Origin of the sequence: Cryobacterium sp. TMT2-10 (assembly GCF_004403075.1) — a bacterium.
GTDB classification, from domain to species: domain Bacteria; phylum Actinomycetota; class Actinomycetes; order Actinomycetales; family Microbacteriaceae; genus Cryobacterium; species Cryobacterium shii.
In genome coordinates, this window is the sequence record NZ_SOGW01000038.1 from 1 (window position 1) to 19,732 (window position 19,732).

At 67.0% G+C, this 19,732-nt stretch carries 19 protein-coding genes and 1 pseudogene; 6 read left to right on the forward strand and 14 right to left on the reverse strand.

The features are described 5' to 3' along the window. Positions 1 to 430, forward strand: a 430-nt coding sequence (locus tag E3T37_RS04550) for a CHY zinc finger protein (RefSeq protein WP_370292293.1), incomplete at its 5' end; no start/stop codon positions are given. 137 nt (positions 431 to 567) lie between these two features. On the opposite strand, the gene E3T37_RS04555 is transcribed toward E3T37_RS04550, so the two are convergent. Beyond that, positions 568 to 1,389 carry a M23 family metallopeptidase gene (locus tag E3T37_RS04555; protein ID WP_198415962.1) on the reverse strand — a complete coding sequence of 274 codons (822 nt, stop codon included), beginning with the start codon at positions 1,387 to 1,389 and terminating at the stop codon, positions 568 to 570. Positions 1,390 to 1,644: 255 nt separating this feature from the next. Further along, positions 1,645 to 2,016: a helix-turn-helix transcriptional regulator gene (locus E3T37_RS04560; RefSeq protein ID WP_134365643.1), complete on the reverse strand. Its 372-nt coding sequence runs from the start codon at positions 2,014 to 2,016 to the stop codon at positions 1,645 to 1,647. Between the two features lie 98 nt (positions 2,017 to 2,114). Here E3T37_RS04560 and arsB point away from each other — a divergent pair, with 98 nt between their 5' ends. Both arsB and E3T37_RS04570 read left to right on the forward strand, forming a co-directional pair. After that, on the forward strand, positions 2,115 to 3,293 hold the full coding sequence (gene arsB / locus E3T37_RS04565) for an ACR3 family arsenite efflux transporter (protein ID WP_134365644.1): 1,179 nt from the start codon (positions 2,115 to 2,117) through the stop codon (positions 3,291 to 3,293). After that, positions 3,290 to 3,574, forward strand: a pseudogene (locus E3T37_RS04570) (arsenate reductase ArsC); the annotation flags it as partial. The gene arsB and the pseudogene E3T37_RS04570, both read left to right, overlap by 4 nt. 44 nt (positions 3,575 to 3,618) lie before the next feature. Here E3T37_RS04570 and E3T37_RS04575 read toward each other — a convergent pair. From E3T37_RS04575 to E3T37_RS04585, 3 genes are all read right to left on the reverse strand, one after another. Beyond that, positions 3,619 to 5,775: a hypothetical protein gene (locus E3T37_RS04575; protein WP_134365645.1), complete on the reverse strand. Its 2,157-nt coding sequence runs from the start codon at positions 5,773 to 5,775 to the stop codon at positions 3,619 to 3,621. A 261-nt stretch (positions 5,776 to 6,036) separates the two neighbouring features. Then, positions 6,037 to 6,447, reverse strand: coding sequence for an Hsp20/alpha crystallin family protein (locus tag E3T37_RS04580; protein ID WP_134365646.1), 411 nt, complete (start codon positions 6,445 to 6,447; stop codon positions 6,037 to 6,039). A 90-nt stretch (positions 6,448 to 6,537) separates the two neighbouring features. Next, on the reverse strand, positions 6,538 to 7,218 hold the full coding sequence (locus E3T37_RS04585; protein WP_134365647.1) for an NADPH-dependent F420 reductase: 681 nt from the start codon (positions 7,216 to 7,218) through the stop codon (positions 6,538 to 6,540). A gap of 154 nt (positions 7,219 to 7,372) precedes the next feature. On the opposite strand from E3T37_RS04585, the gene E3T37_RS04590 reads away from it, so the two are divergent. Then, positions 7,373 to 7,750 carry a PGPGW domain-containing protein gene (locus E3T37_RS04590; RefSeq protein WP_134365648.1) on the forward strand — a complete coding sequence of 126 codons (378 nt, stop codon included), beginning with the start codon at positions 7,373 to 7,375 and terminating at the stop codon, positions 7,748 to 7,750. A 280-nt stretch (positions 7,751 to 8,030) separates the two neighbouring features. On the opposite strand, the gene E3T37_RS04595 is transcribed toward E3T37_RS04590, so the two are convergent. Beyond that, entirely contained in the window at positions 8,031 to 8,501 is a 471-nt protein-coding gene (locus E3T37_RS04595; RefSeq protein ID WP_134365649.1) for a universal stress protein, read from the reverse strand. A gap of 67 nt (positions 8,502 to 8,568) precedes the next feature. Here E3T37_RS04595 and E3T37_RS04600 point away from each other — a divergent pair, with 67 nt between their 5' ends. Beyond that, positions 8,569 to 9,459: a hypothetical protein gene (locus tag E3T37_RS04600; protein WP_134365650.1), complete on the forward strand. Its 891-nt coding sequence runs from the start codon at positions 8,569 to 8,571 to the stop codon at positions 9,457 to 9,459. Between the two features lie 313 nt (positions 9,460 to 9,772). Next, on the forward strand, positions 9,773 to 10,666 hold the full coding sequence (locus tag E3T37_RS04605; protein WP_134365651.1) for a hypothetical protein: 894 nt from the start codon (positions 9,773 to 9,775) through the stop codon (positions 10,664 to 10,666). A 74-nt stretch (positions 10,667 to 10,740) separates the two neighbouring features. Here E3T37_RS04605 and E3T37_RS04610 read toward each other — a convergent pair whose 3' ends face one another. From E3T37_RS04610 to mmsA, 8 genes are all read right to left on the reverse strand, one after another. Next, positions 10,741 to 11,007, reverse strand: a complete 267-nt coding sequence (locus E3T37_RS04610; RefSeq protein ID WP_241978642.1) for a GYD domain-containing protein — start codon at positions 11,005 to 11,007, stop codon at positions 10,741 to 10,743. 256 nt (positions 11,008 to 11,263) lie between these two features. Next, a complete protein-coding gene (gene nrdF, locus E3T37_RS04615; protein ID WP_134365652.1) occupies positions 11,264 to 12,238 on the reverse strand; it encodes a class 1b ribonucleoside-diphosphate reductase subunit beta in 975 nt (324 codons plus the stop codon). 64 nt (positions 12,239 to 12,302) lie between these two features. Next, positions 12,303 to 14,435, reverse strand: a complete 2,133-nt coding sequence (nrdE, locus tag E3T37_RS04620; RefSeq protein WP_134365707.1) for a class 1b ribonucleoside-diphosphate reductase subunit alpha — start codon at positions 14,433 to 14,435, stop codon at positions 12,303 to 12,305. A gap of 5 nt (positions 14,436 to 14,440) precedes the next feature. Beyond that, positions 14,441 to 14,845 carry a class Ib ribonucleoside-diphosphate reductase assembly flavoprotein NrdI gene (gene nrdI / locus E3T37_RS04625; protein ID WP_134365653.1) on the reverse strand — a complete coding sequence of 135 codons (405 nt, stop codon included), beginning with the start codon at positions 14,843 to 14,845 and terminating at the stop codon, positions 14,441 to 14,443. 102 nt (positions 14,846 to 14,947) lie between these two features. Next, positions 14,948 to 15,181, reverse strand: coding sequence for a glutaredoxin-like protein NrdH (nrdH, locus tag E3T37_RS04630; RefSeq protein ID WP_134363478.1), 234 nt, complete (start codon positions 15,179 to 15,181; stop codon positions 14,948 to 14,950). 473 nt (positions 15,182 to 15,654) lie between these two features. Next, the gene (locus tag E3T37_RS04635) at positions 15,655 to 16,644 is read right to left on the reverse strand and encodes a hypothetical protein (protein ID WP_134365654.1); all 990 of its coding nucleotides are present in this window, start codon (positions 16,642 to 16,644) and stop codon (positions 15,655 to 15,657) included. Between the two features lie 300 nt (positions 16,645 to 16,944). After that, positions 16,945 to 18,126, reverse strand: a complete 1,182-nt coding sequence (mmsB, locus tag E3T37_RS04640) for a multiple monosaccharide ABC transporter permease (protein WP_134365655.1) — start codon at positions 18,124 to 18,126, stop codon at positions 16,945 to 16,947. Beyond that, positions 18,123 to 19,664, reverse strand: coding sequence for a multiple monosaccharide ABC transporter ATP-binding protein (gene mmsA, locus E3T37_RS04645; RefSeq protein WP_134365656.1), 1,542 nt, complete (start codon positions 19,662 to 19,664; stop codon positions 18,123 to 18,125). The genes mmsB and mmsA overlap by 4 nt, the downstream gene beginning before the upstream one ends. Between the last annotated feature and the right edge of the window lie 68 nt (positions 19,665 to 19,732).

The window sequence follows — 19,732 nt, forward strand, 5'->3', positions numbered from 1 at the left end:
GCCGGCGCCCGCAGACCCGGCGCCCGCAGACCCGGCGCCCGCAGAGCCGGCGCCCGCAGAGCCGGCGCCCGCAGAGCCGGCGCCCGCAGACCCGGCGCAGGAGCATACGGTGCACGGCCAGACCGTCGATGACCAGACGCGCTGCGCGCACTACCGCACCGAGCGGGACGTCGTGGCCATCAAGTTCGTCTGCTGCGAGCGTTTCTACCCGTGCTATCAGTGCCACGCGGCCGCCGAGACGCATCCGGCCCGGCAGTGGCCGGCCGATCGCTGGGCGGAACACGCCATCCTCTGCGGCGCCTGCGGCGACACCCTGTCGATCGCCGACTACCGCGAGACCGACCGGTGCCCCCGGTGCGACGCGGCCTTCAACGACGGATGCCGCACCCACGCCCACCTGTACTTCGACGTCCCCGAGGCGCTCGCCTGACGTTCTCGCCAGGATCCGCGCGGGGCTCATCGCCTGGGCTCATCGCCTGGGCTCATCGCAGGCCCCGCGAGCACCGCACTCGCCACGGTCCTCGCGCCGGCCCCCGGCGGAAGCGCGTGACAGCGCGCGGCAGCAAGCTACATCGCGCCGGCGTACTGCATCAGCCAGGCGTACGGGTCGGTGGGGGTGACCCCGTCGAGCAGGATCTCGAAGTGCAGGTGGGGGCCGGTGCTCTGCCCGGTGCTGCCCACATTGCCGAGGTGCTGCCCGACGGTGATGGACTGGCCGGGAGACACCTGCAGCGAGCCGGCCTGGAAGTGCGCGTAGACGCTGCTCACGAGTCGCCCGTCCACCGTGTGGTCGATCACAACGTGAACGCCGAGGCCGCCGTCATCGGAGGCCGAGGCGGACCGAACCACGCCGTCCGCGACCGCGCCGACCGCAGCGCCCTCGCCGGGGAGCATGTCAAGTCCCTTGTGGAAGGTGGAGCATCCGTCGCAGGGCGCTTCCCTCGGGCCGAAGGTGTCGGACAGGCGCACGGCCGAGGGGAACGGCCAGCGGATGGCAGGCTGCACCGGGGCGGGGGCGGCGGGAGCCGGGGCTGCTGCTGCGCTCGCGGCCGGGGCTGCGACGGGGGCCGGAGCGGCGGCCTCCGTGACGGAGAACCCGTCGCGCTGGATTAGATCCGTGGTCGCCGTGCTGGCGGGCAGGCTCTGTGCCGGCCCGATGGCGACGGCGGGCGGCACGCCGTTGGGCAGGCCCGACGCGTGGTCGAGTTCCGAGGCCTGCGCCGGAATGGCGAGGGTCGCGGTGAGGAGTCCGGCCAGGAGCATGGCGACGGCGGCCGCCAGCGGCAGGGCCCGGAACGGCCGCCGGGCTCGGGTGTCCGTCGCTGCAGGGGCGGGGGCGGGCCCCTTCCGCCGGAGGGCGGTGGGCAGGCGGAATGTGCGAATGGGCATGGTAAAACAACTCTCGTCAGCGCGGCTACGCGGGTCAGGTGAGGATGGATCCTCACTCAGACGGAACAGGCGTTCGCGGCGCGGATCGAGGCCCACGGGAACGACGCTCCCCCAGGGGAAGTGTCCAGGGCGCGTCCGGACGTCGGGGGCCGGGCACGCAAGACTTGAGAATACCTCGCTATCCTGAGAATGCAAGGTCTGGCGTCAAATTAAAAAGTGTGCTCCGGGCTGTTTTATTTCGCCCGGACAACGGGTTCAGAGACCGGCGAGTAACCCCGCCAGCGAGTCGAGAGCCCCGGGAACAAGGCGGTAATACGCCCAGGTGCCGCGCTTGTCGCGGGTCAGGATTCCGGCATCCACCAGCACCTTGAGGTGGTGCGACACGGTGGGCTGGCTGAGTCCGAGCGGTTCGGTCAGGTCGCAGACGCAGGCTTCCTCGTCGGCGTGCGCCGCCACGAGCGACACCAGGCGCAGCCGGGCCGGGTCGGCGACGGCCTTTAGCGACCGGGCGAGCTTCTCGGCATCCGCTGCCCCGATCGCCTCACGGCTGGCCGGCGCGCAGCAGGCGGCGGTGTCCGTGTCGACGGGCGTCGAGTCCGGCGCGGGAGGGGCAACGGTGAACGACATGTGAACAGTATCCCCCATAAATTGACATCCATCGATGCGTTGGTCAGACTCCCTATCGACGCACGTCGATTTTATGCCACGGATGCTGATGGAGCCAGATGCCTTCCCCCGAACCACCCGCCGTTTCCGCACGGCCCTCCCTTCAGCACGACGCCCAGCCGGGCGCACAGCCCGACGCCCCGGCGCAGCTCGGCGCCACCGACCGGCTCCTGCCGGTCTGGATCCTCGCCGCCATGGCCGCGGGACTGCTCCTGGCGGTGTTCGCGCCGGGTGTCGGCGACCTGCTCAGCGCGTTCACGATCGGCTCGGTCAGCGTGCCGATCGCTGTCGGCTTGCTCGTGATGATGTATCCGGTGCTGGCGAAGGTGCGCTACTCGGATGCCCGCGCCGTCGCCGGCGACCGGCGGCTCCTGGTCTCGTCGCTGGTGCTGAACTGGCTCGTCGGCCCGGCGCTGATGTTCGCCCTCGCCTGGATCTTCCTGCCGGACCTGCCCGAATACCGCACCGGCCTGATCGTCGTGGGCCTCGCCCGCTGCATCGCCATGGTGCTGATCTGGAACGACCTGGCCTGCGGCGACCGAGAGGCGGCCGCGTTCCTGGTGGCGCTCAACTCCGTCTTCCAGGTGCTGGCCTTCGCCGCCCTGGGCTGGTTCTACCTCCAGGTGCTCCCGGCCTGGCTCGGCCTGTCGACCACGAGCGCGGACTTCTCGATCGGGGCGATCACGGTCAGCGTGCTCGTTTTCCTCGGCATCCCGCTGCTGGCCGGCTATCTGTCCCGCCGGGTCGGCGAGGCCACCCGCGGGCGCGCCTGGTACGAGTCCCGGTTCCTGCCGAAGGTGGGCCCGTTCGCCCTCTACGGCCTGCTGTTCACGATCGTGCTCCTGTTCGCACTGCAGGGCAGCCAGGTGATCGAGCGGCCCTTCGACGTGGCCCGCATCGCCTTGCCGCTGCTGGCCTACTTCGCCATCATGTTCGCCGCCGGATTCGTGACCGGAAAAATCGCCGGCCTCGCCTACGCGCGCACCACGACCCTCGCATTCACGGCGGCCGGCAACAACTTCGAACTGGCGATCGCCGTTGCCATCGGCACCTTCGGCGCCACCAGCGGCCAGGCCCTGGCCGGCATCGTCGGCCCGCTGATCGAGGTCCCGGCCCTGGTCGCCCTCGTCTACGTGGCCCTCTGGCTGCGGCCCCGCCTGTTCCCCAGTGACACCCGGCATCCGTCTGGCGACACCGGACACCCCTCCCCCACAACCGAATTGGAACCGCGATCATGACCGACAAGCCCACCGTTCTCTTCGTCTGCGTGCACAACGCGGGCCGCTCCCAGATGGCCGCCGGCTACATGACGGCTCTCTCCGCGGGCCGCGTCGAGGTGCTCTCCGCCGGCTCGGCGCCCAAGGACCAGATCAACCCGGTCGCGATCGAGGCCATGGCCGAGGAGGGCATCGACATCGCCCACAACGTGCCGAAGATCCTCACCACCGAGGCCGTCAAGGAATCGGATGTCGTGATCACCATGGGCTGCGGCGACACCTGCCCGATCTTCCCCGGCAAGCGNGACCCCCACGCCACAGTGTGGGCCCCGGCGAAGGGGCCGCTCTACTTGAGCACCAGCTTCGTCACGGTGAAGCCGCCAGCGAGAACGGTCACGGCACCCGTCTTCGACGCCTTCTTGTCGGCCTTCATGTCGGCGCGGGTGGGCGCGATCGGCTTGCCGGTGTTGTCGAAGGCCTGCTGCTCCAGCCGGTGTCCGCGCGGCACGAGCACCGTGCGCACGGTCGGCGCGTTCGCCGCGCTGACGTAGACGGTGGAGTCCCCAGCCGGCCCGGTCACCGAGATCGACGAGATGAGCGGCTGAATCAGCAGCGCGTCAACGGATGCCGCCCCGTCGGCAGCCCCGACGACCGCGGTGTCCGCGGCCGGGAGCGCCTGCTGCAGCGAGAGCGGGAACAGGCGTCCCGGGGCATCCGTGATGCCCTGTGCCCCCGCGCCGCCGTTATCCGTGCTGCCCAGTGTCGCCGTGGCGGAGGACCAGGCCGTTGCGCCGGAAGCCGCCTCGGTCTGGTTCACGATCGGGTACACATTGCGGGTCTGGTCGGCGGCAGGGACGGGGATGCGGAGCGAGTCCCCCGCGGCCAGGGCCACGTAGGCGCCGCCGGAGATGGTGGCCTCGCCGGTCCAGGAGGACGGCGGCCGCACCACGGTTCCGCTGCCGGAGATGGTGCCGGACTCGGCCTCGACGACGCTCAGCCCGACGGTCGCGACGGTCTTGTCGATGCCGAGGGCCTTCGCCTTCAGCACCGGGTTCGCGTCCAGGGTGAGCATGGTCATCAGGGCGTGGATGGTGGATTCAGCGCCCGAGTTGGGGTTGAGACGGCCGTCCTGCTCGATGCCGTCGATGGAGGTTCCCGTGGCCGGGTTGTAGGCCGGGGCGCCGTTGGGGTTGGCGCCGAAGAACCAGCCGGCGGTCACGGCCGCCAGGTCGATCAGACCGGGGGCGTTCGCGGCCTTCGCGGTCGCGACGAGTCCCTGCACGCGGGAGTCCACGCCGTAGGCGATCTGCGCTTCGCCGGGAGTGGGGCTCCAGGCGTTGTCCGGTCCGCCCGCGGCGAGCAGCTGCGGGGTGAACTGGGCGGTGTCCTTGACGGCGGCGGCGAGCAGGTCGGAGCGGCCGAGCACGGTAGAGGCGGTGGCGACGGATGCCGGGGTGAGCCCACCCCACGCGTGCCAGAGGGTCTGCGACTTGTTCCAGGGCATGATCGCGCCGAAGGGCCACTGGCTGGCGGAGCCGGAGGACATCGCGGCGACACCTTCCGTGAGCTGGGTGAGGGCGGTGCGCGCGGATTCGTCGGCCGGGGCGGCCACGACGTAGGCGGAGAGGCCGAGGGCGGCCTCGGCGGAGGCATCCGCCCCGCCCGCGATCAGCCAGGCCGGCACCTTCACGCCGTCGGCGATGTCAAAGGTGTCGTGCTTGCCGAGCGACTGGCGCTCGAGGGAGTCGAGTGAGAGGTGCAGCCGCTCCTGCAGGAACGCGGCGAACTCGGGGTCGGCGTCCTTGAACGCCGCGTAGCCCTCGCCGAGGGCCCAGACGGTGCGGGCCACCCAGTAGGACTCGGCCGAGTCGCTCGGGTCGGGCAGTTCCACCGGGGTGGCGCTGGGCGTCAGGGTGCCGTCGGCCTGCTGCCAGAGCACGACGTTGCCGGCGTTCGGCCCGCTCGCGGTCTGCAGGTAGGTCAGGGAGCGCAGCGTCTGCAGCGCGTGTTCCCGGCTGGCGGCGTCGCCGGTCAGCTGCCAGTGGCGCAGGTAGACGACCGCCGTGCGGGCGATGTCGTCGGCGTTGAACGCACCCTGGCTCCAGTGCCCGGTCGCGGGGTCGAGCGACCCGCCGCCGACCCGGTCGTAGGTTCCGTCCGCCAACTTGTTCGAGTAGGTCCACGGCGCCTGCGCGGTAGGCTGCTCGGCGAGACGGTAGGTCGTGTGCTCCGGCAGGGCGGTCAACGGCACGGTGTCGAGCAAGAAGTCGAGGTGGGACAGGTTGGTCAGCGGCGGGGTCGACGGTTGGGGCGACGGCTGGGTCGACGGCTGGGTCGACGGCGCGGAGGCCGCCGGGGCGGAACGGATGCTGCCGGGCGGCGATGCGGCCGCGGCGGCGGTCCCGGCTCCCATCAGGATCATCGAAACCGCGGCGGCGAGGGCCACGGTCTTCCTGGTCGATCGAGATCGTGTCGTGTGTGAGCGAACAGCGTTGTACGTCATGTCTTCTCTCCTGGTTCGAGCGTTGAACCGGTTCAGTAGTCCCAACTAAACCGGTTAAGGTGCGGCCTGTCAAGAGAATCGGTCGATTACGTCCCCCATTCGGGGTCCGACCGGACGCGACCGTGAAAGTGCCCGTTCCGGTCGAGAGTGACTCGCACAGCGGGCACTCTCGACCGGAACGGGCACTGTCGGGCGGGTTCCAGGGGAGAACCTGCGGAACAGATCCGCTCCGCTCAACCCGACCGGACGCATCCGTGTGGCTCAGCTTCGGATGACCGGAACCTTTTTGCTCGACTCCGCCTGCTCGGGCACCGGCACTCGCACCTCGAGCATGCCGTCCCGATAGGAGGCCGTCACTTCCTCTTCCTTGCACCCCCGCGGCAGCGCGATGTCCCGCAGGAACGACCCGTACCGGAATTCGGACCGGTAGCCGTCCTTGCCCTTGTACTCGGATTTTTCCTCCCGCTGCGCCTGGATGTGCAGCACTCCCTCGCTCACGGAGATGTCGACATCCTTCTCCGGGTCGATGCCGGGCATTTCCGCCTTGATCACGAGACTGTTGCCGTCGCGGAACTCCTCCACCCGCATGGTCGGGGTGTCCCAGTCCCCCTCGAAGAAGCGCCGGACGGGCTCCGGCATTTCGAAACGTTCGCGTTTTGCAATGGCAGCCATGATGATGTCTCCTCCATGTTCCTGTGTTGCTCCGGATGCCGCATACAGTACCCCGCGGCACGGCGGCGCGCTCGGCCGTGCCGGTGCGCCTCAGCGCACGATCTTGAAGTTCAGCAAGGGGGTGCCGAGGGCTCCCCACAGCCTCAGCCAGATCGGCAGCAACATTTCCGAGGTCCGCGCGGTCGTGATGTCGCCGAGGTCGATCACATCCGTGTGCCCCAGATCGGTCAGCAGAGCGGTCACCGTCTTCTTCGCCTCGGCGTCGTTGCCCGACACGAAGACGCTGTGCTCGCCCCCGGCCACCAGGCCCGGGTTCATCATCAGAGCGGCGCTCATCGTGTTGAGCGACTTGACCACCTTCGCCGCGGGATAGGCCCGATGGATCTGCTCGCCCAGTGAATCCCGGTTGCAGACCGTGAGCGACGGCGGCATCCCGTGCGAGAAGTCCAGCGGATTGGCGATGTCCAGCAGCACCTTGCCGGCCAGGTTGCCGGCCCCGGTGCGGGCCGGCACGGTGAGCGAGGCCGCGCCGTTGGTGGCGTTCACCACCAGTTCGGTGGCTTCGGCCGCGCGGGCGAAGCGGGCCAGGCCGATCCCGGGATGCGCCGTGAACCACTCCGAGATCGGCGGGCTCTCCATCGCGTCCGCGCCCACCCGGGCCAGTGGGCCGGCCGGGTCCCGGGTGCCGAGCGTGACCTCGTGGCCCTGCCCGGCCAGCGCCGCTCCCAGCATCCGCCCCACGGTTCCCGTACCCAGAAGGGCAATCTTCATGATCGGTACTCCTTCATGTCGTGCAGGTGAGGTTGGGCCGGCTCAGTCCGAGTGATTCTCTCGTGCATTATGACCGCGTTCGCGCCACTGGGGCGAGATGACGCCAACGGATGTGACGCAGCCGGTTCACAGGCACCCGACCTAGCCTGAACGCATGTCCGACACCCTCCAGCGCGAGATCGACCAAGGCAGCGGTTCGCACCATCCCATCCGGCGGTTGCTGCGCCGGTGCCGGGCCTGGGTGGAGCGGTATCCGCGCATCCGCTGGCTGTACCGGCTGGCCGTCGGCCTGCTCGGCGCGTTCGTGGTCACCCTCGGTCTCCTGCTTGTGCCCCTGCCCGGGCCCGGCTGGCTGGTCGTGTTCCTCGGGATCGCCATCCTGGGCACGGAGTTCCCCGCCGCGCACCGCGTCGGCGTGCTGCTCCGGCGCATCCTCACCAGCGTCTGGGGCTGGTGGAAGACCCGGCGAGCCGCGGCCAGGGCCCGGCGCGCCGACCGCTCACCGCGCGCCTACGGAATCGAATCCGCCTAGGCCCGGCACGCCGGGCTCTCTCCGTCGGCGACGAGCGCCACGGCCGAAGCGGGCGCCCCGCTATGCCCGGCCCGGCCCCGCTCCCCTAACGAATTCGACGGAGATTTTGACCAGAACCGGCCGAAACGGGCCCGACACTCCGGCGACAGAGCCCTTTTCCGAAAAATCTCCGTCGAATTGGTTCAGCGCCTCGACGCGTCAGTGCCTCGACGCGTCAGTGCCTCGACGCGTCAGCGCCCCAACGCCCCGACGACAGAGGTGCCGATGGGCGGAACTACGGTCAGCTGGTCGGACGCACGACCAGCACGGGGCACTTCGCGTGCCGCACGCACTGCTCACTGACCGAGCCGAGCAGCATGCCGGCCAGGCCGCCGCGACCTCGGGGGCCCACCACGAGCATCCGTGCACCCTTGGCGATCTCGGTCAGGCACTTCACCGGGCTCGCGTAGACGGCGCGGTAGTCGACCTCGACATCCGGATGCTTCGCCACCTCGGCGCGCACATCGCGGGCAAGTTCGTCGCGCACCGCCTCGGCATACTCCTCGAGGGAGGAGACGTAGCCGAATTCCCAGTTGGCCGGCCGCGAGGCCGTGTCAATGGACCAGGCGCGCACCACCACGACGGGCGCGTGCAACTGCCCGGCGATCTCGAGGGCGGCGCTCAGGGCATGGGTGGCGTAGTCCGACCCATCGTGGCCGACCACGATGCTGTTCGGAGGGAGCGGGGGCTGTTCTGGCTGTAGGTCCGACATGACCCCACGCTACTCCTGGCCGGGCCTTCCCAGCACTCTCCCGCCGCGTGGCGGTAAGGTCTCCCCCATGACGTACCTGCGGACGCCACGTCGCAAACTGCTCGCGCTGGTCACGCTCGTCACGCTGGTCGTGGTGGGCGTGGGGCTGTTCTGGGGCGGAACCGTGCGCAAGATCGAGACCCTCGCCGGCCCCGCGGTCTTCGACCCGGGCGCCATCATCAGCGACTACAACTTCTTCAACCCCGACGCGATGACCGCGAACGAGATCCAGGACTTCCTGGAGGAGCGGCACTGCACCGCATCCGACGGAGTCCCCTGCCTGTGGGAGTACCGCGAGAGCACCGTGACCCAGCCCGCTCAGGGCGCCGGGCACTGCGCCGCCTACCCGGGCGCCGCCGCGGAACCGGCCAGCCGCATCATCGCGAAGGTCGCGGAGGCCTGCACCATCAGCCCGCGCGTGCTGCTGGCGCTGCTGCAGAAGGAGCAGTCCCTGCTGACCCGGCCCACGGCATCCGGTTATCTGCGCGCCACCGGCTACGGCTGCCCCGACACCGCCGACTGCGACGCGCAGTACTTCGGGTTCTTCAACCAGGTCTACCGCGCGGCCTGGCAGTTCCGGCAGTACACCCAGGAGCCCGACCGCACCTACCAGGTGGGCAGCGTCGACGTGAGCTACAACCCGGATGCCGCCTGCGGGGCGTCACCGGTCGAGATCCGCAACCAGGCCACCGCGAACCTCTACAACTACACGCCATACCAGCCGAACCCCGCGGCGCTCGCCCAGCCGGGCTCCGACGGTGACGGATGCTCCACGCACGGCAACCTGAACTTCTGGGTGTTCTACAACAAGTGGTTCGGGTCGTCGGATGCGCTCGGGTACCCGGCGGCGTTCGCGTCCTGCCTCAACCTGGTCGGCGGCCAGCCCTGCCGCGAACAGGGACTGCTGCCCGGGTCCTGAGCGTCGCGCGTTCTCCGCGCAGAGCTTAATCGCCCTGAGCGCCTCGGCTCCACAGGACCCGGGCGCCCGGCCCGGCAAGATCCGGGCCGCGACGAGCTCGATCCCCGGTCAGGTTGCATTTTCTTCAGAGACGCCCTCACACCGGCCAGCACAACTTGCGGTGACACGCCCGCCGGGCGGCGGAGGCCATCCGCCCGGATTCCCAGCCGGCACGGACCGGCCGCCCACTCCGCCTGCCTAGACTCCTGGCGATGACTACGAGCGGTCGATCGGGTTTTTCGCCGACCGGCTGCCGCAATCGAAAGGAATCACCTTGAACAAGCACACGATCAACCCGGCATCCGCCACCTCCCGCACCAAGCGCATCGCCCTCGGGGCAGCCTCCGTGCTGACCGCCGGCGCTCTCCTCGGGGTCGGCGCCCAGGGCGCCACCGCCGCTCCCCGCAGCCCCGGCGCCGAGCACAGCGCGAGCACCAGCGGGGACGCCGCCGCCACATCGAATGGCGCATTCCTCGCGTCACTCGCGATGGAGCTCCGCGGCGACCTCTCCCACGGGCAGAGCGGGAACGTTAAGGCCCAGAAGGTGGCTGCCACCATTTCCACGCACGCCGAGCTCTTTGACAGCCTGCCGGCGAACCTGCAGACCGACCTGACCACCCTCAAGGACGCCTCCGGCGCAACCGACCGGGCGGCCGCCGTGGACACCGTGCGCACCACCGCCCTGGCGGGAGGATACGGCGAGGAGATCACGAAGATCGCCGAGGCCGTGCGGGACAACCCGAAGCACCCGCTGACCGCCGCCCTGCGCGCCGCCCTGAGCGGTGACCTCGGGACCAGGTCGGGCACCGCGACGGGCACAACGTCGGCCACCGCATCGGGCACCACGTCGGGCACCGCATCGGGCACCGATCAGGAGGCGGCCGAGGCTGCCGGCCCCTCGGCGACGGAGCTGGCCCTCAAGCTCGCCGACAACCCGGCGCTGCTCTCGAAGTTGCCGGCTGACCTGCAGGCCGACCTGGCCGCGTTGAAGAACGCGCCCGCCGACCAGCAGGAGGCCGCCGCGCAGGCGATCGAAACCGCCGCCCGGAACGGCGACTACGGCACCGTGATCCAGAAGATCGTCGAGCGGGTCCAGGCGCACGCCGCAGCCGGGCCTGACACCGACACCGGTGCCGACGCCGACGCCGACGTTCACGCCGGAAACTAACACCGCAGAACAACGGATGGCCGGAAGCGCACCGCGCTTCCGGCCATCCGTTTCTCCGTGTACTGACCGCCGCCCTACTGCCCGGGGGCCCGGTAGGACGGCCTCTTCTTCGCAGCCTGGTCGAGATCCTCCGGCGTCATGAGCGGCTTCAGCTTCACGGTCACGTTGCCGGTGCCGTTGATCATGAGAGAGAGTGCGGCGACGCTGGCATCGTCCGGCACGTCCAGGACGTCCAGCACATCGGTGTCACCGAAGGCGTAGTAGAAGCATTCCAACGAGCCGCCCACCGATTTGAGGGCGTCGACGAGGGCCTCCCGGCGCTTCGTTCCGCCTTCGCGCATGAGGCCCTTGATGCCCCTGGCCCACGTAGTTCGCTTCGAAAAGAAATTTGGCCATGATCTTTCCTGTCCCGTGACGTTGAGGAGGCGGGCGTGCGACTGTGCCCGACCCCGATGGAGGGAAGGTCCCTGAGGCGGCCCCGGAACGGGACCGCCTCACATCGTAGGTCTGGCCCCACGCTCTGACATCGGTGAGAAGGCCGGGAACCCCTCGGGGTTCCCGGCCTTCTTGTGGGCCGGCTGCTGGTGTGGCTTGTGCTTAGAAGTCCCAGTCCGCGTCTTCGGTGTTGACGGCCTTGCCGATGACGTACGAGGAGCCCGACCCGGAGAAGAAGTCGTGGTTCTCGTCCGCGTTCGGCGAGAGCGCCGACAGGATGGCCGGGTTCACGTCGGTGACGCTCTTGGGGAACATGGCCTCGTAGCCGAGGTTCATCAGCGCCTTGTTGGCGTTGTAGTGCAGGAACTTCTTGACGTCTTCGGTCAGACCGACCTCATCGTAGAGGTCCTGCGTGTACTGCACCTCGTTTTCGTAGAGCTCGTAGACGAGGTTGAAGGTGTAGTCCTTCATCTCGTCGCGACGCTCCTGCGAGGCGGTCTCGAGCCCCTTCTGGTACTTGTAGCCGATGTAATAGCCGTGCACGGCTTCATCCCGGATGATCAGACGGATGAGGTCGGCCGTGTTGGTGAGCTTGGCGCGGCTGGACCAGTACATCGGCAGGTAGAAGCCCGAGTAGAAGAGGAACGACTCAAGCAGGGTCGAGGCGACCTTGCGCTTGAGCGGGTCGTCGCCCTGGTAGTAGTCCATGACGATCGCGGCCTTCTTCTGAAGGTTCACGTTCTCGGTCGACCAGCGGAACGCCTCGTCGATCTCCTTCGTCGAGCACAGGGTCGAGAAGATCGACGAGTAGCTCTTGGCGTGCACGGACTCCATGAACGCGATGTTCGTGTAGACGGCCTCTTCGTGGGGCGTGATCGCATCCGGGATCAGCGAGACGGCGCCGACGGTGCCCTGAATCGTGTCGAGCAGGGTGAGGCCCGTGAACACGCGCATGGTGAGCTGCTGCTCGACCGGAGTGAGCGTGGCCCAGGACTGCACGTCGTTCGAGAGCGGGATCTTCTCGGGCAGCCAGAAGTTGTTGACGAGGCGGTTCCACACCTCGACGTCTTTTTCGTCTTCGATCTTGTTCCAGTTGATCGCGTCAACGTGGGAGACGAGCTTGAGCTTGTCAATCATTGGTTGTTCCTTAGGTGGCAGTTCAGAGTCGATTCAGCAGTCAGGACGCTCACAGCAAACTCACTCAAAGCATGCATGAAACGCAGCCATCAACCTCGGTACCTTCGAGGGCGAGCTGGCGCAGACGGATGTAGTAAATCGTCTTGATACCCTTGCGCCACGCGTAGATCTGCGCCTTGTTGATGTCGCGGGTGGTGGCGGTGTCCTTGAAGAACAGCGTCAGCGAGAGGCCCTGGTCGACGTGCTGGGTGGCCGCCGCGTAGGTGTCGATGATCTTCTCGGCGCCGATTTCGTAGGCGTCCTGGTAGAAGTCCAGGTTGTCGTTGGTCAGGAACGGCGCCGGGTAGTACACGCGGCCGAGCTTGCCTTCCTTGCGGATCTCGATCTTCGAGGCGATCGGGTGGATCGACGAGGTCGAGTTGTTGATGTACGAGATCGACCCGGTCGGCGGCACGGCCTGCAGGTTCTGGTTGTAGATGCCGTGCGCCATGACGGATGCCTTCAGCTCGGCCCAGTCCGCCTGGGTCGGGATGCTGACGCTCGAGGCCTCGAACAGCTCGACGACCCGGGTCGTCGCCGGCGCCCACACCTGGTCGGTGTACTTGTCGAAGAAGGCACCGGAGGCGTAGGTCGAGTCTTCGAATCCGTCGAAGGCGTGGCCGCGTTCGACGGCCAGCTTGTTCGAGGCGCGGAGGGCGTGGAACAGCACCGTGTAGAAGTAGATGTTGGTGAAGTCGATCCCCTCTTCGCTGCCGTAGTACACCCGCTCGCGGGCAAGGTAGCCGTGCAGGTTCATCTGGCCCAGGCCGATGGCGTGCGACTTGTCGTTGCCGTCTTCGATCGACCGCACCGAGGAGATGTGGCTCTGCTCGGAGACCGCGTTGAGGCCACGGATGGCGGTCTCGACGGTCTTACCGAAGTCGGGCGAGTCCATCGACAGGGCGATGTTCATCGACCCGAGGTTGCAGGAGATGTCCTTGCCGATCTTGTCGTACGACAGGTCCTCGTTGTACGTGGTTGGGGTGTTGACCTGGAGGATCTCCGAGCACAGGTTCGACATGTTGATGCGACCCTTGATCGGGTTCGCCGCGTTGACGGTGTCCTCGAACATGATGTACGGGTAGCCGGACTCGAACTGGATCTCGGCGAGCGTCTGGAAGAAGTCGCGGGCCTTCATCTTCGACTTCTTGATGCGCGGGTCGTCGACCATCTCGTGGTACTTCTCGCTGACGGAGATGTCGGCGAACGGCACCCCGTAGACGCGCTCGACGTCGTAGGGCGAGAACAGGTACATGTCCTCGTCCTTCTTCGCCAGCTCGAACGTGATGTCGGGCACGACGACGCCGAGGGACAGCGTCTTGATCCGCACCTTCTCGTCCGCGTTCTCGCGCTTGGTGTCGAGGAAGCGCATGATGTCGGGGTGGTGCGCGTGCAGGTACACGGCGCCGGCTCCCTGGCGTGCGCCGAGCTGATTGGCGTAGCTGAAGGAGTCTTCGAGCAGCTTCATCACGGGGATGATGCCGCTGGACTGGTTCTCGATCTGCTTGATCGGAGCCCCGGACTCACGGATGTTGCTGAGCAGCAACGCGACGCCGCCGCCACGCTTCGACAACTGCAGCGACGAGTTGATGCCGCGCGAGATCGACTCCATGTTGTCTTCGATCCGGAGCAGGAAGCAGGAGACGAGCTCGCCGCGCTGCGCCTTGCCGGAGTTCAGGAAGGTGGGGGTGGCCGGCTGGAAGCGGCCGGCGATGATCTCCTCGACGAGGGAGATCGCGAGCTGCTCGTCGCCCTGGGCCAGGCCCAGCGCGGTCATCACGACGCGGTCTTCGAAACGCTCGAGGTAACGCTTCCCATCGAAGGTCTTCAGCGTGTAGGAGGTGTAGTACTTGAACGCGCCGAGGAAGGTCTGGAAACGGAACTTCTTCGAGTACGCCAGCTGGTTGAGGCTGGTGATGAAGTCGAACGAGTACTGGTCGAGCACGGCCTGCTCGTAGTACTCCTTCTCGACCAGGTAGTCGAGACGCTCACGCAGGGTGTGGAAGAACACCGTGTTCTGGTTGACGTGCTGCAGGAAGAACTCGCGGGCGGCCTCACGGTCCTTCTCGAACTGGATCTCCCCGTTCGGGCCGTACAGGTTGAGCATGGCGTTGAGCGAGTGGTAATCCATCGCCAGGCCGGCTGCCGGGTGAGTCATCGTCTTCACGGCTGTTGCTTCCAAAATTCTTCCAATCCGTCGTGGACGATGCGCACATCATCCGGAGTTCCGAGTACTTCAAATCGATACATGTGCGGGACCTTGCACTTCGCGGCGATGATGTCGCCCGCGACGCAGAAGGCCTCGCCGAAATTCGTGTTTCCCGCGCCGATGACGCCGCGGATGAGCGAGCGGTTGTGCTCGTCGTTGAGGAACCGGATCACCTGCTTGGGCACGGCTCCCTTGGTCTCACCGCCGCCATACGTCGGCACGACCAGGACATAGGGCTCGTCGACCACCAGCGGTTCGTCTCGCGCGTACAGCGGGATGCGCGCGGCGGGGCGCCCGAGCTTCTCGACGAAGCGTTGCGTATTTCCCGATGTGCTCGAGAAGTAGACGATATCGGTCATAGAACACCCCCTGTGTGTGAATCTGAGAAGCTGGCGCGCACACCACCCGGTGCGGAAATCCCTGCGAAAACGACGAGTGGGCCGGCGGCCGGGGCGGTGCTGCTACGCGAGGCGCTGCGCGAGTTCGTTGATCTTGTCGGGGCGGAAGCCCGACCAGTGGTCCTCGTCGGTGATGACGACGGGGGCCTGCAGGTAGCCGAGGGCCTTGACGGCTTCCAGGGCGTTTTCGTCGACCGAGAGGTCGAGGATTTCGTATTCAATTCCCTTGTTGTCCAGAGCGCGATAGGTCGCGGTGCACTGCACGCAGGAGGGCTTGGTGTAGACCGTGATAGCCATGGGAGTGCCTTTCTCGTCGTTCAGGGATCAGTATTCAAACTCAGTATCAAACTCAGTGTCGAACTCAGTGCTTAAAATCGGTTTTCATTGTGAAATCTGAACTTCAAGGCGTGCTGTGTTGAAGTTCAATACTACATCTAGTGATGCGAAATGGGAACGGCCACTACATGCAGTAGTTACAAGTATGTAGTTATCCACCGACATTCCACCGGTTGTACACAGCCCGACGGATGCGAGTGGCCCCACATTACGCGGAGAACGCCGAAGTTATCCACAGGCGGCGGGCCCCCCGAACTGGAGCCTGTGGAAACTCCGGCGGCGTGTCGGAGCGCGTCGGCCGAAGGCCCCGGCCCGCGCGTCGGGGCCCGCGCGGCGGACCGAGCCTCGCGGCGCACCCTGTGGCCGCCGGAGCAGGTTCGAACCTGCGCCGGCGAACCGAACCTGCGCCGCGAGCGGGACGGCTGCCGCAAACGTCAGGCTCTCGGCATCCCCCGCTCCGTGAGGAACCGGTGGAAGCGTTGCGGCGACAGCACCGTCGCCCAGTCCCAGCGGTCGAAACTCCGCACGTGGAAGCGCAGCGCATCCTCACGGCGTTTCTCGGCCCATACGACGTAGCCGGGGTCCCGATCCCCCAGGACCGCGCCGCGCGTATATTTCAGCTTGCCGTCGAACTCGCCGATTTTGCGGATGCGCCGCCAGTAGAAGTCGACCCAGTAGTCGTGTCCCTGCACGTTGGCGAAGCAGGCCTGAAGTTCAGGGACCTCGAACCCCAGCTGGAACATCCGCACCCGGCTGAGCGATTCTCCGGCGTTGGCCGCGAGGCCGTTGCCGAATCTGATGGCCTGCCCCGCCTGGCGGGCCCCGCACCGCGGGTTCACCGCGGCCAGCTCGTCGAACAGGTCCGTCTTGTTCAGGGCGGGCTGCCCACGGATGCCGCGGAGCGCCTCATCCGCGACCCGCTCCTGCTCCACCCGCAGCGCGTGGTCGATCATCGTGACACCCGCCAGGAAGCTCGTGCCGGCCGCGACGTCGACCAGAGTGCGCGCCAGCGAGGTCACCGCGATGCCGTCCCTCACCACCGTGTCCGGGATCGGGGCACCGCGGTGGCTGGTGGTGAACCGGGCCGTGCTGCCTCCCGTGGCGCCCGGATCCATCGTGTGCACCGTGCGGGGCCACGCTCCGATGATCGGCAGCCCGTGCACGACCGCCGCGGACAGGTGGGAGAGCACGAGCGGCCGTTCCGCGGTCGCGGCCGCCGAGAGCACGAACAGGCGGTACCGCTGGTCGGGATCCGCCGTTCGCCACACCTCACCGCGCACATAGATGCCGCGGCGCGTGCGCACCAACTCCCCCGCGCGGGTGAGCGCACCCACCGCACGTGAGGTGAAGCCGGCTTCCCGGAGGGCGGAGTAGGGGATGAGCTCGGCGTGGCCGGCGGTGACGATGTCCAGAAGTCGGGTCATGCCTCACTCTGGGAGCCGCCGGCTGCCGCGCAGGGTCACGGCGCAGCATCCGTGGATAACCCACGGGAATGGCGCCTGTGGATGAATGACCCCCTGGCGGTGCCGGTGCCCGCGCCCGTGGACGGCGGCGCAACCTGTGCTCGCCGGCGCAGGTTCGAACGTGCGCCGGCGACCCGAACCTGCGCCGCGGGATCTTGCGCGCCGCTCGCACCCGGCCACGGACGGCGAAAGGGCCGGCCCCCTGCATGGGAGCCGGCCCTTCCGGGTCTGACTGTTCGTGCTCGCGGTATTGCGGGTGGGTCAGCGACCGCCGGAGCGGCGCTTGTTGTAGACGTCGAATGCGACTGCGGCCAGGAGCACCAGGCCCTTGATCAGCTGCTGGTACTCGGTTCCCACGCCGAGGATGGACATGCCGTTGTTCAGGAGCCCGATGATCAGACCACCGATGATGGCCCCCGTCACGGTGCCGATGCCTCCCGTGACCGCGGCGCCGCCGATGAAGACGGCCGCGATGGCGTCGAGCTCGAAACCGTCACCGGCCTTCGGGTTGGCGAGGTTGAGCTGAGCGGTGAAGATGAGTCCGGCGAGGGCCGCGATCATGCCCATGTTGACGAACAGCAGGAACGTGACCCGCTTGGTCTTGACGCCCGACAACGCGGCGGCGTTGAGGTTGCCGCCGATGGCGTAGACGTGGCGGCCGAAGACGCTGTTCGCCATGACTGCCGCATACACGACGGTCAGGATGCCCAGCACGACGAGCACGATCGGGGTGCCCCGGTAGCTGGCCAGCAGGTACGTGATGTAAAGGATGATCGCGGCGGTGAAGACCAGCTTGACCAGGAACCAGGCGAACGGCTCGTCCTCGACGTCGTACTTCTTGCGGGCGATGCGCGAGCGCACGCCCTGGAGCACGAGCAGCGCCGTCGCCAGCACGCCGATGGCGACCGTCAGCGGTTCGAGCACGCTCGTTCCGCCGCCCAGGTCGGGCAGAAACCCGCTGCCGAGCGCACGGAACTCATCCGGGAAGGGCGAGATCTGCTGGTTCTGCAGTGCGATCTGGGTCAGACCGCGGAACGTGAGCATGCCGGCCAGGGTGACGATGAAGGCCGGTATGCCGAAGTACGCGATCCAGAATCCCTGCCACATGCCGACCGCCGCTCCCAGCACGAGGCACAGGATGATGGCGGCCCACCACGGCACGTTCCACTGGGTGATCATCACTCCCGCCATGGCCCCGGTGAAGGCAACCACGGATCCGACCGACAGGTCGATGTGGCCGGCGATGATGATCATCACCATGCCGACGGCCAGGATCAGGATGTAGCTGTTCTGGACGATCAGGTTGGAGACGTTGATGGGCTTGAGAGTGATGCCGCTGGTCGCCACCTGGAAGAAGATGGTGATCGCGATCAGCGCAATGATCAAGCCAATTTGCCGTAGCTGGCCGCCGAGGTAGTTTAGTGCGGTTTTGAACGCGCTCATCGGTTGTCCTTCGCCCTTTCCTGAGTCATGTGTTGCATAAGGTATTCGGCCGTGGCCTGGCCACGAGGAACGTCGGCCGTGATGCGGCCCTCGAAGATCGTGTAGATGCGATCGCAGATCCCGATCAGTTCGGGCAACTCGGACGAGATGACGATCACGCCCTTGCCTTCATCGGCGAGTTTGTTGATGATGCCGTAGATCTCGTACTTGGCTCCCACGTCGATGCCGCGGGTGGGCTCGTCGAGGATGAGGACATCCGGGTCGGAGAACATCCACTTGGACAGCACGACCTTCTGCTGGTTGCCGCCGGAGAGTTTTCCGGTCAGGGCTTCCACGTTGGGGGCCTTGATGTTCATGCTCTTGCGGTAGCCCTCGGCGATGACCGCCTCCTTGTTGGAGTCCACCCAGCCGTTACGGGCGATCTTCTTCAGGGAGACGAGGGAGATATTGCGCTTGATGTCCTCGATCAGGTTGAGGCCGTAGCGTTTGCGGTCTTCGGTCGCGTAGGCGAGACCGTTGTCGATCGCGGCCGTCACCGTGCTGGTGTTGACCTCGACGCCGTTCTTGAAGACCCTGCCCGAGATGTTGTGACCGTAGCTGTGGCCGAAAACGCTCATCGCCAGTTCGGTGCGCCCGGCGCCCATCAGCCCGGCGATTCCGACGATTTCGCCGGCCCTGACCGTGATGTTGGCACTCTTGACGACCTGGCGCTGGTGGTCGAGGGGGTGGTAGACGTTCCAGTCCGCGACTCGCAGCAGTTCTTCGCCGATGCGGGGCACGTGGTCCGGGTAGCGGCTGCCGAGGTCGCGGCCGACCATGCCCTTGATGATCCGCTCTTCCGAAATGTCATCGGTGTGCATGTCGAGGGTTTCGATCAGCTTGCCGTCACGGATGATCGTGACCTCGTCTGCGACCGCCTTGATCTCGTTCAGCTTGTGGCTGATCATGATCGAGGTGATGCCCTGGCCCTTGAGGTGCTTCATCAGGTCGAGCAGGTTGGCCGAGTCCTCGTCGTTGAGGGCGGCGGTGGGCTCGTCCAGAATGAGGAGCTTGACCTCCTTCGACAGCGCCTTGGCGATTTCCACGAGTTGCTGCTTGCCGACGCCGATGTCGCGCACCTTGGTGATGGGATTGTCCTTGAGACCGACCCGGGCCAGCAGCTTCGCCGCCTCGAGGTTGGTCTTGTTCCAGTCGATCCAGCCGTTGGTCTGCTGCTCATTGCCGAGAAAGATGTTCTCGGCGATGGACAGGTACGGGCTGAGCGCGAGTTCCTGGTGGATGATGACGACTCCGGTGGCTTCGGATTCGTTGATGGATTTGAAGGCGACCGTCTCGTTTTCGAAGACGATCTCGCCGTCGTAGGTGCCGGCCGGGTAGACACCCGACAGCACCTTCATCAGGGTGGATTTTCCTGCGCCATTCTCACCGCAGATTGCGTGAATGTGTCCTCGCTGCACCTCGAGCGACACATCCTGGAGGGCTTTGACTCCGGGGAAGGTCTTCGTGATGCTGCGCATCTCAAGAATATTTGTGGTCACCGTTACTTCTTCTTCCGTGCGGTGAGGAGGAAAGAGGGGGGAGGCAGTGGCGGCGTCTCCGCCGCCAC

Coding starts and splice junctions, on each gene's coding strand:
- nrdE (WP_134365707.1), bottom strand. CDS start 14,435: ATGACTCACCCGGCAGCCGGCCTGGCGATGGATTACCACTCGCTCAAC.
- E3T37_RS04590 (WP_134365648.1), top strand. CDS start 7,373: ATGTCCGACACCCTCCAGCGCGAGATCGACCAAGGCAGCGGTTCGCAC.
- arsB (WP_134365644.1), top strand. CDS start 2,115: ATGCCTTCCCCCGAACCACCCGCCGTTTCCGCACGGCCCTCCCTTCAG.
- E3T37_RS04595 (WP_134365649.1), bottom strand. CDS start 8,501: ATGTCGGACCTACAGCCAGAACAGCCCCCGCTCCCTCCGAACAGCATC.
- nrdI (WP_134365653.1), bottom strand. CDS start 14,845: ATGACCGATATCGTCTACTTCTCGAGCACATCGGGAAATACGCAACGC.
- E3T37_RS04610 (WP_241978642.1), bottom strand. CDS start 11,007: ATGCGCGAAGGCGGAACGAAGCGCCGGGAGGCCCTCGTCGACGCCCTC.
- E3T37_RS04555 (WP_198415962.1), bottom strand. CDS start 1,389: ATGCCCATTCGCACATTCCGCCTGCCCACCGCCCTCCGGCGGAAGGGG.
- E3T37_RS04585 (WP_134365647.1), bottom strand. CDS start 7,218: ATGAAGATTGCCCTTCTGGGTACGGGAACCGTGGGGCGGATGCTGGGA.
- E3T37_RS04575 (WP_134365645.1), bottom strand. CDS start 5,775: ATGACGTACAACGCTGTTCGCTCACACACGACACGATCTCGATCGACC.
- E3T37_RS04580 (WP_134365646.1), bottom strand. CDS start 6,447: ATGGCTGCCATTGCAAAACGCGAACGTTTCGAAATGCCGGAGCCCGTC.
- E3T37_RS04600 (WP_134365650.1), top strand. CDS start 8,569: ATGACGTACCTGCGGACGCCACGTCGCAAACTGCTCGCGCTGGTCACG.
- mmsB (WP_134365655.1), bottom strand. CDS start 18,126: ATGAGCGCGTTCAAAACCGCACTAAACTACCTCGGCGGCCAGCTACGG.
- nrdH (WP_134363478.1), bottom strand. CDS start 15,181: ATGGCTATCACGGTCTACACCAAGCCCTCCTGCGTGCAGTGCACCGCG.
- E3T37_RS04635 (WP_134365654.1), bottom strand. CDS start 16,644: ATGACCCGACTTCTGGACATCGTCACCGCCGGCCACGCCGAGCTCATC.
- nrdF (WP_134365652.1), bottom strand. CDS start 12,238: ATGATTGACAAGCTCAAGCTCGTCTCCCACGTTGACGCGATCAACTGG.
- E3T37_RS04560 (WP_134365643.1), bottom strand. CDS start 2,016: ATGTCGTTCACCGTTGCCCCTCCCGCGCCGGACTCGACGCCCGTCGAC.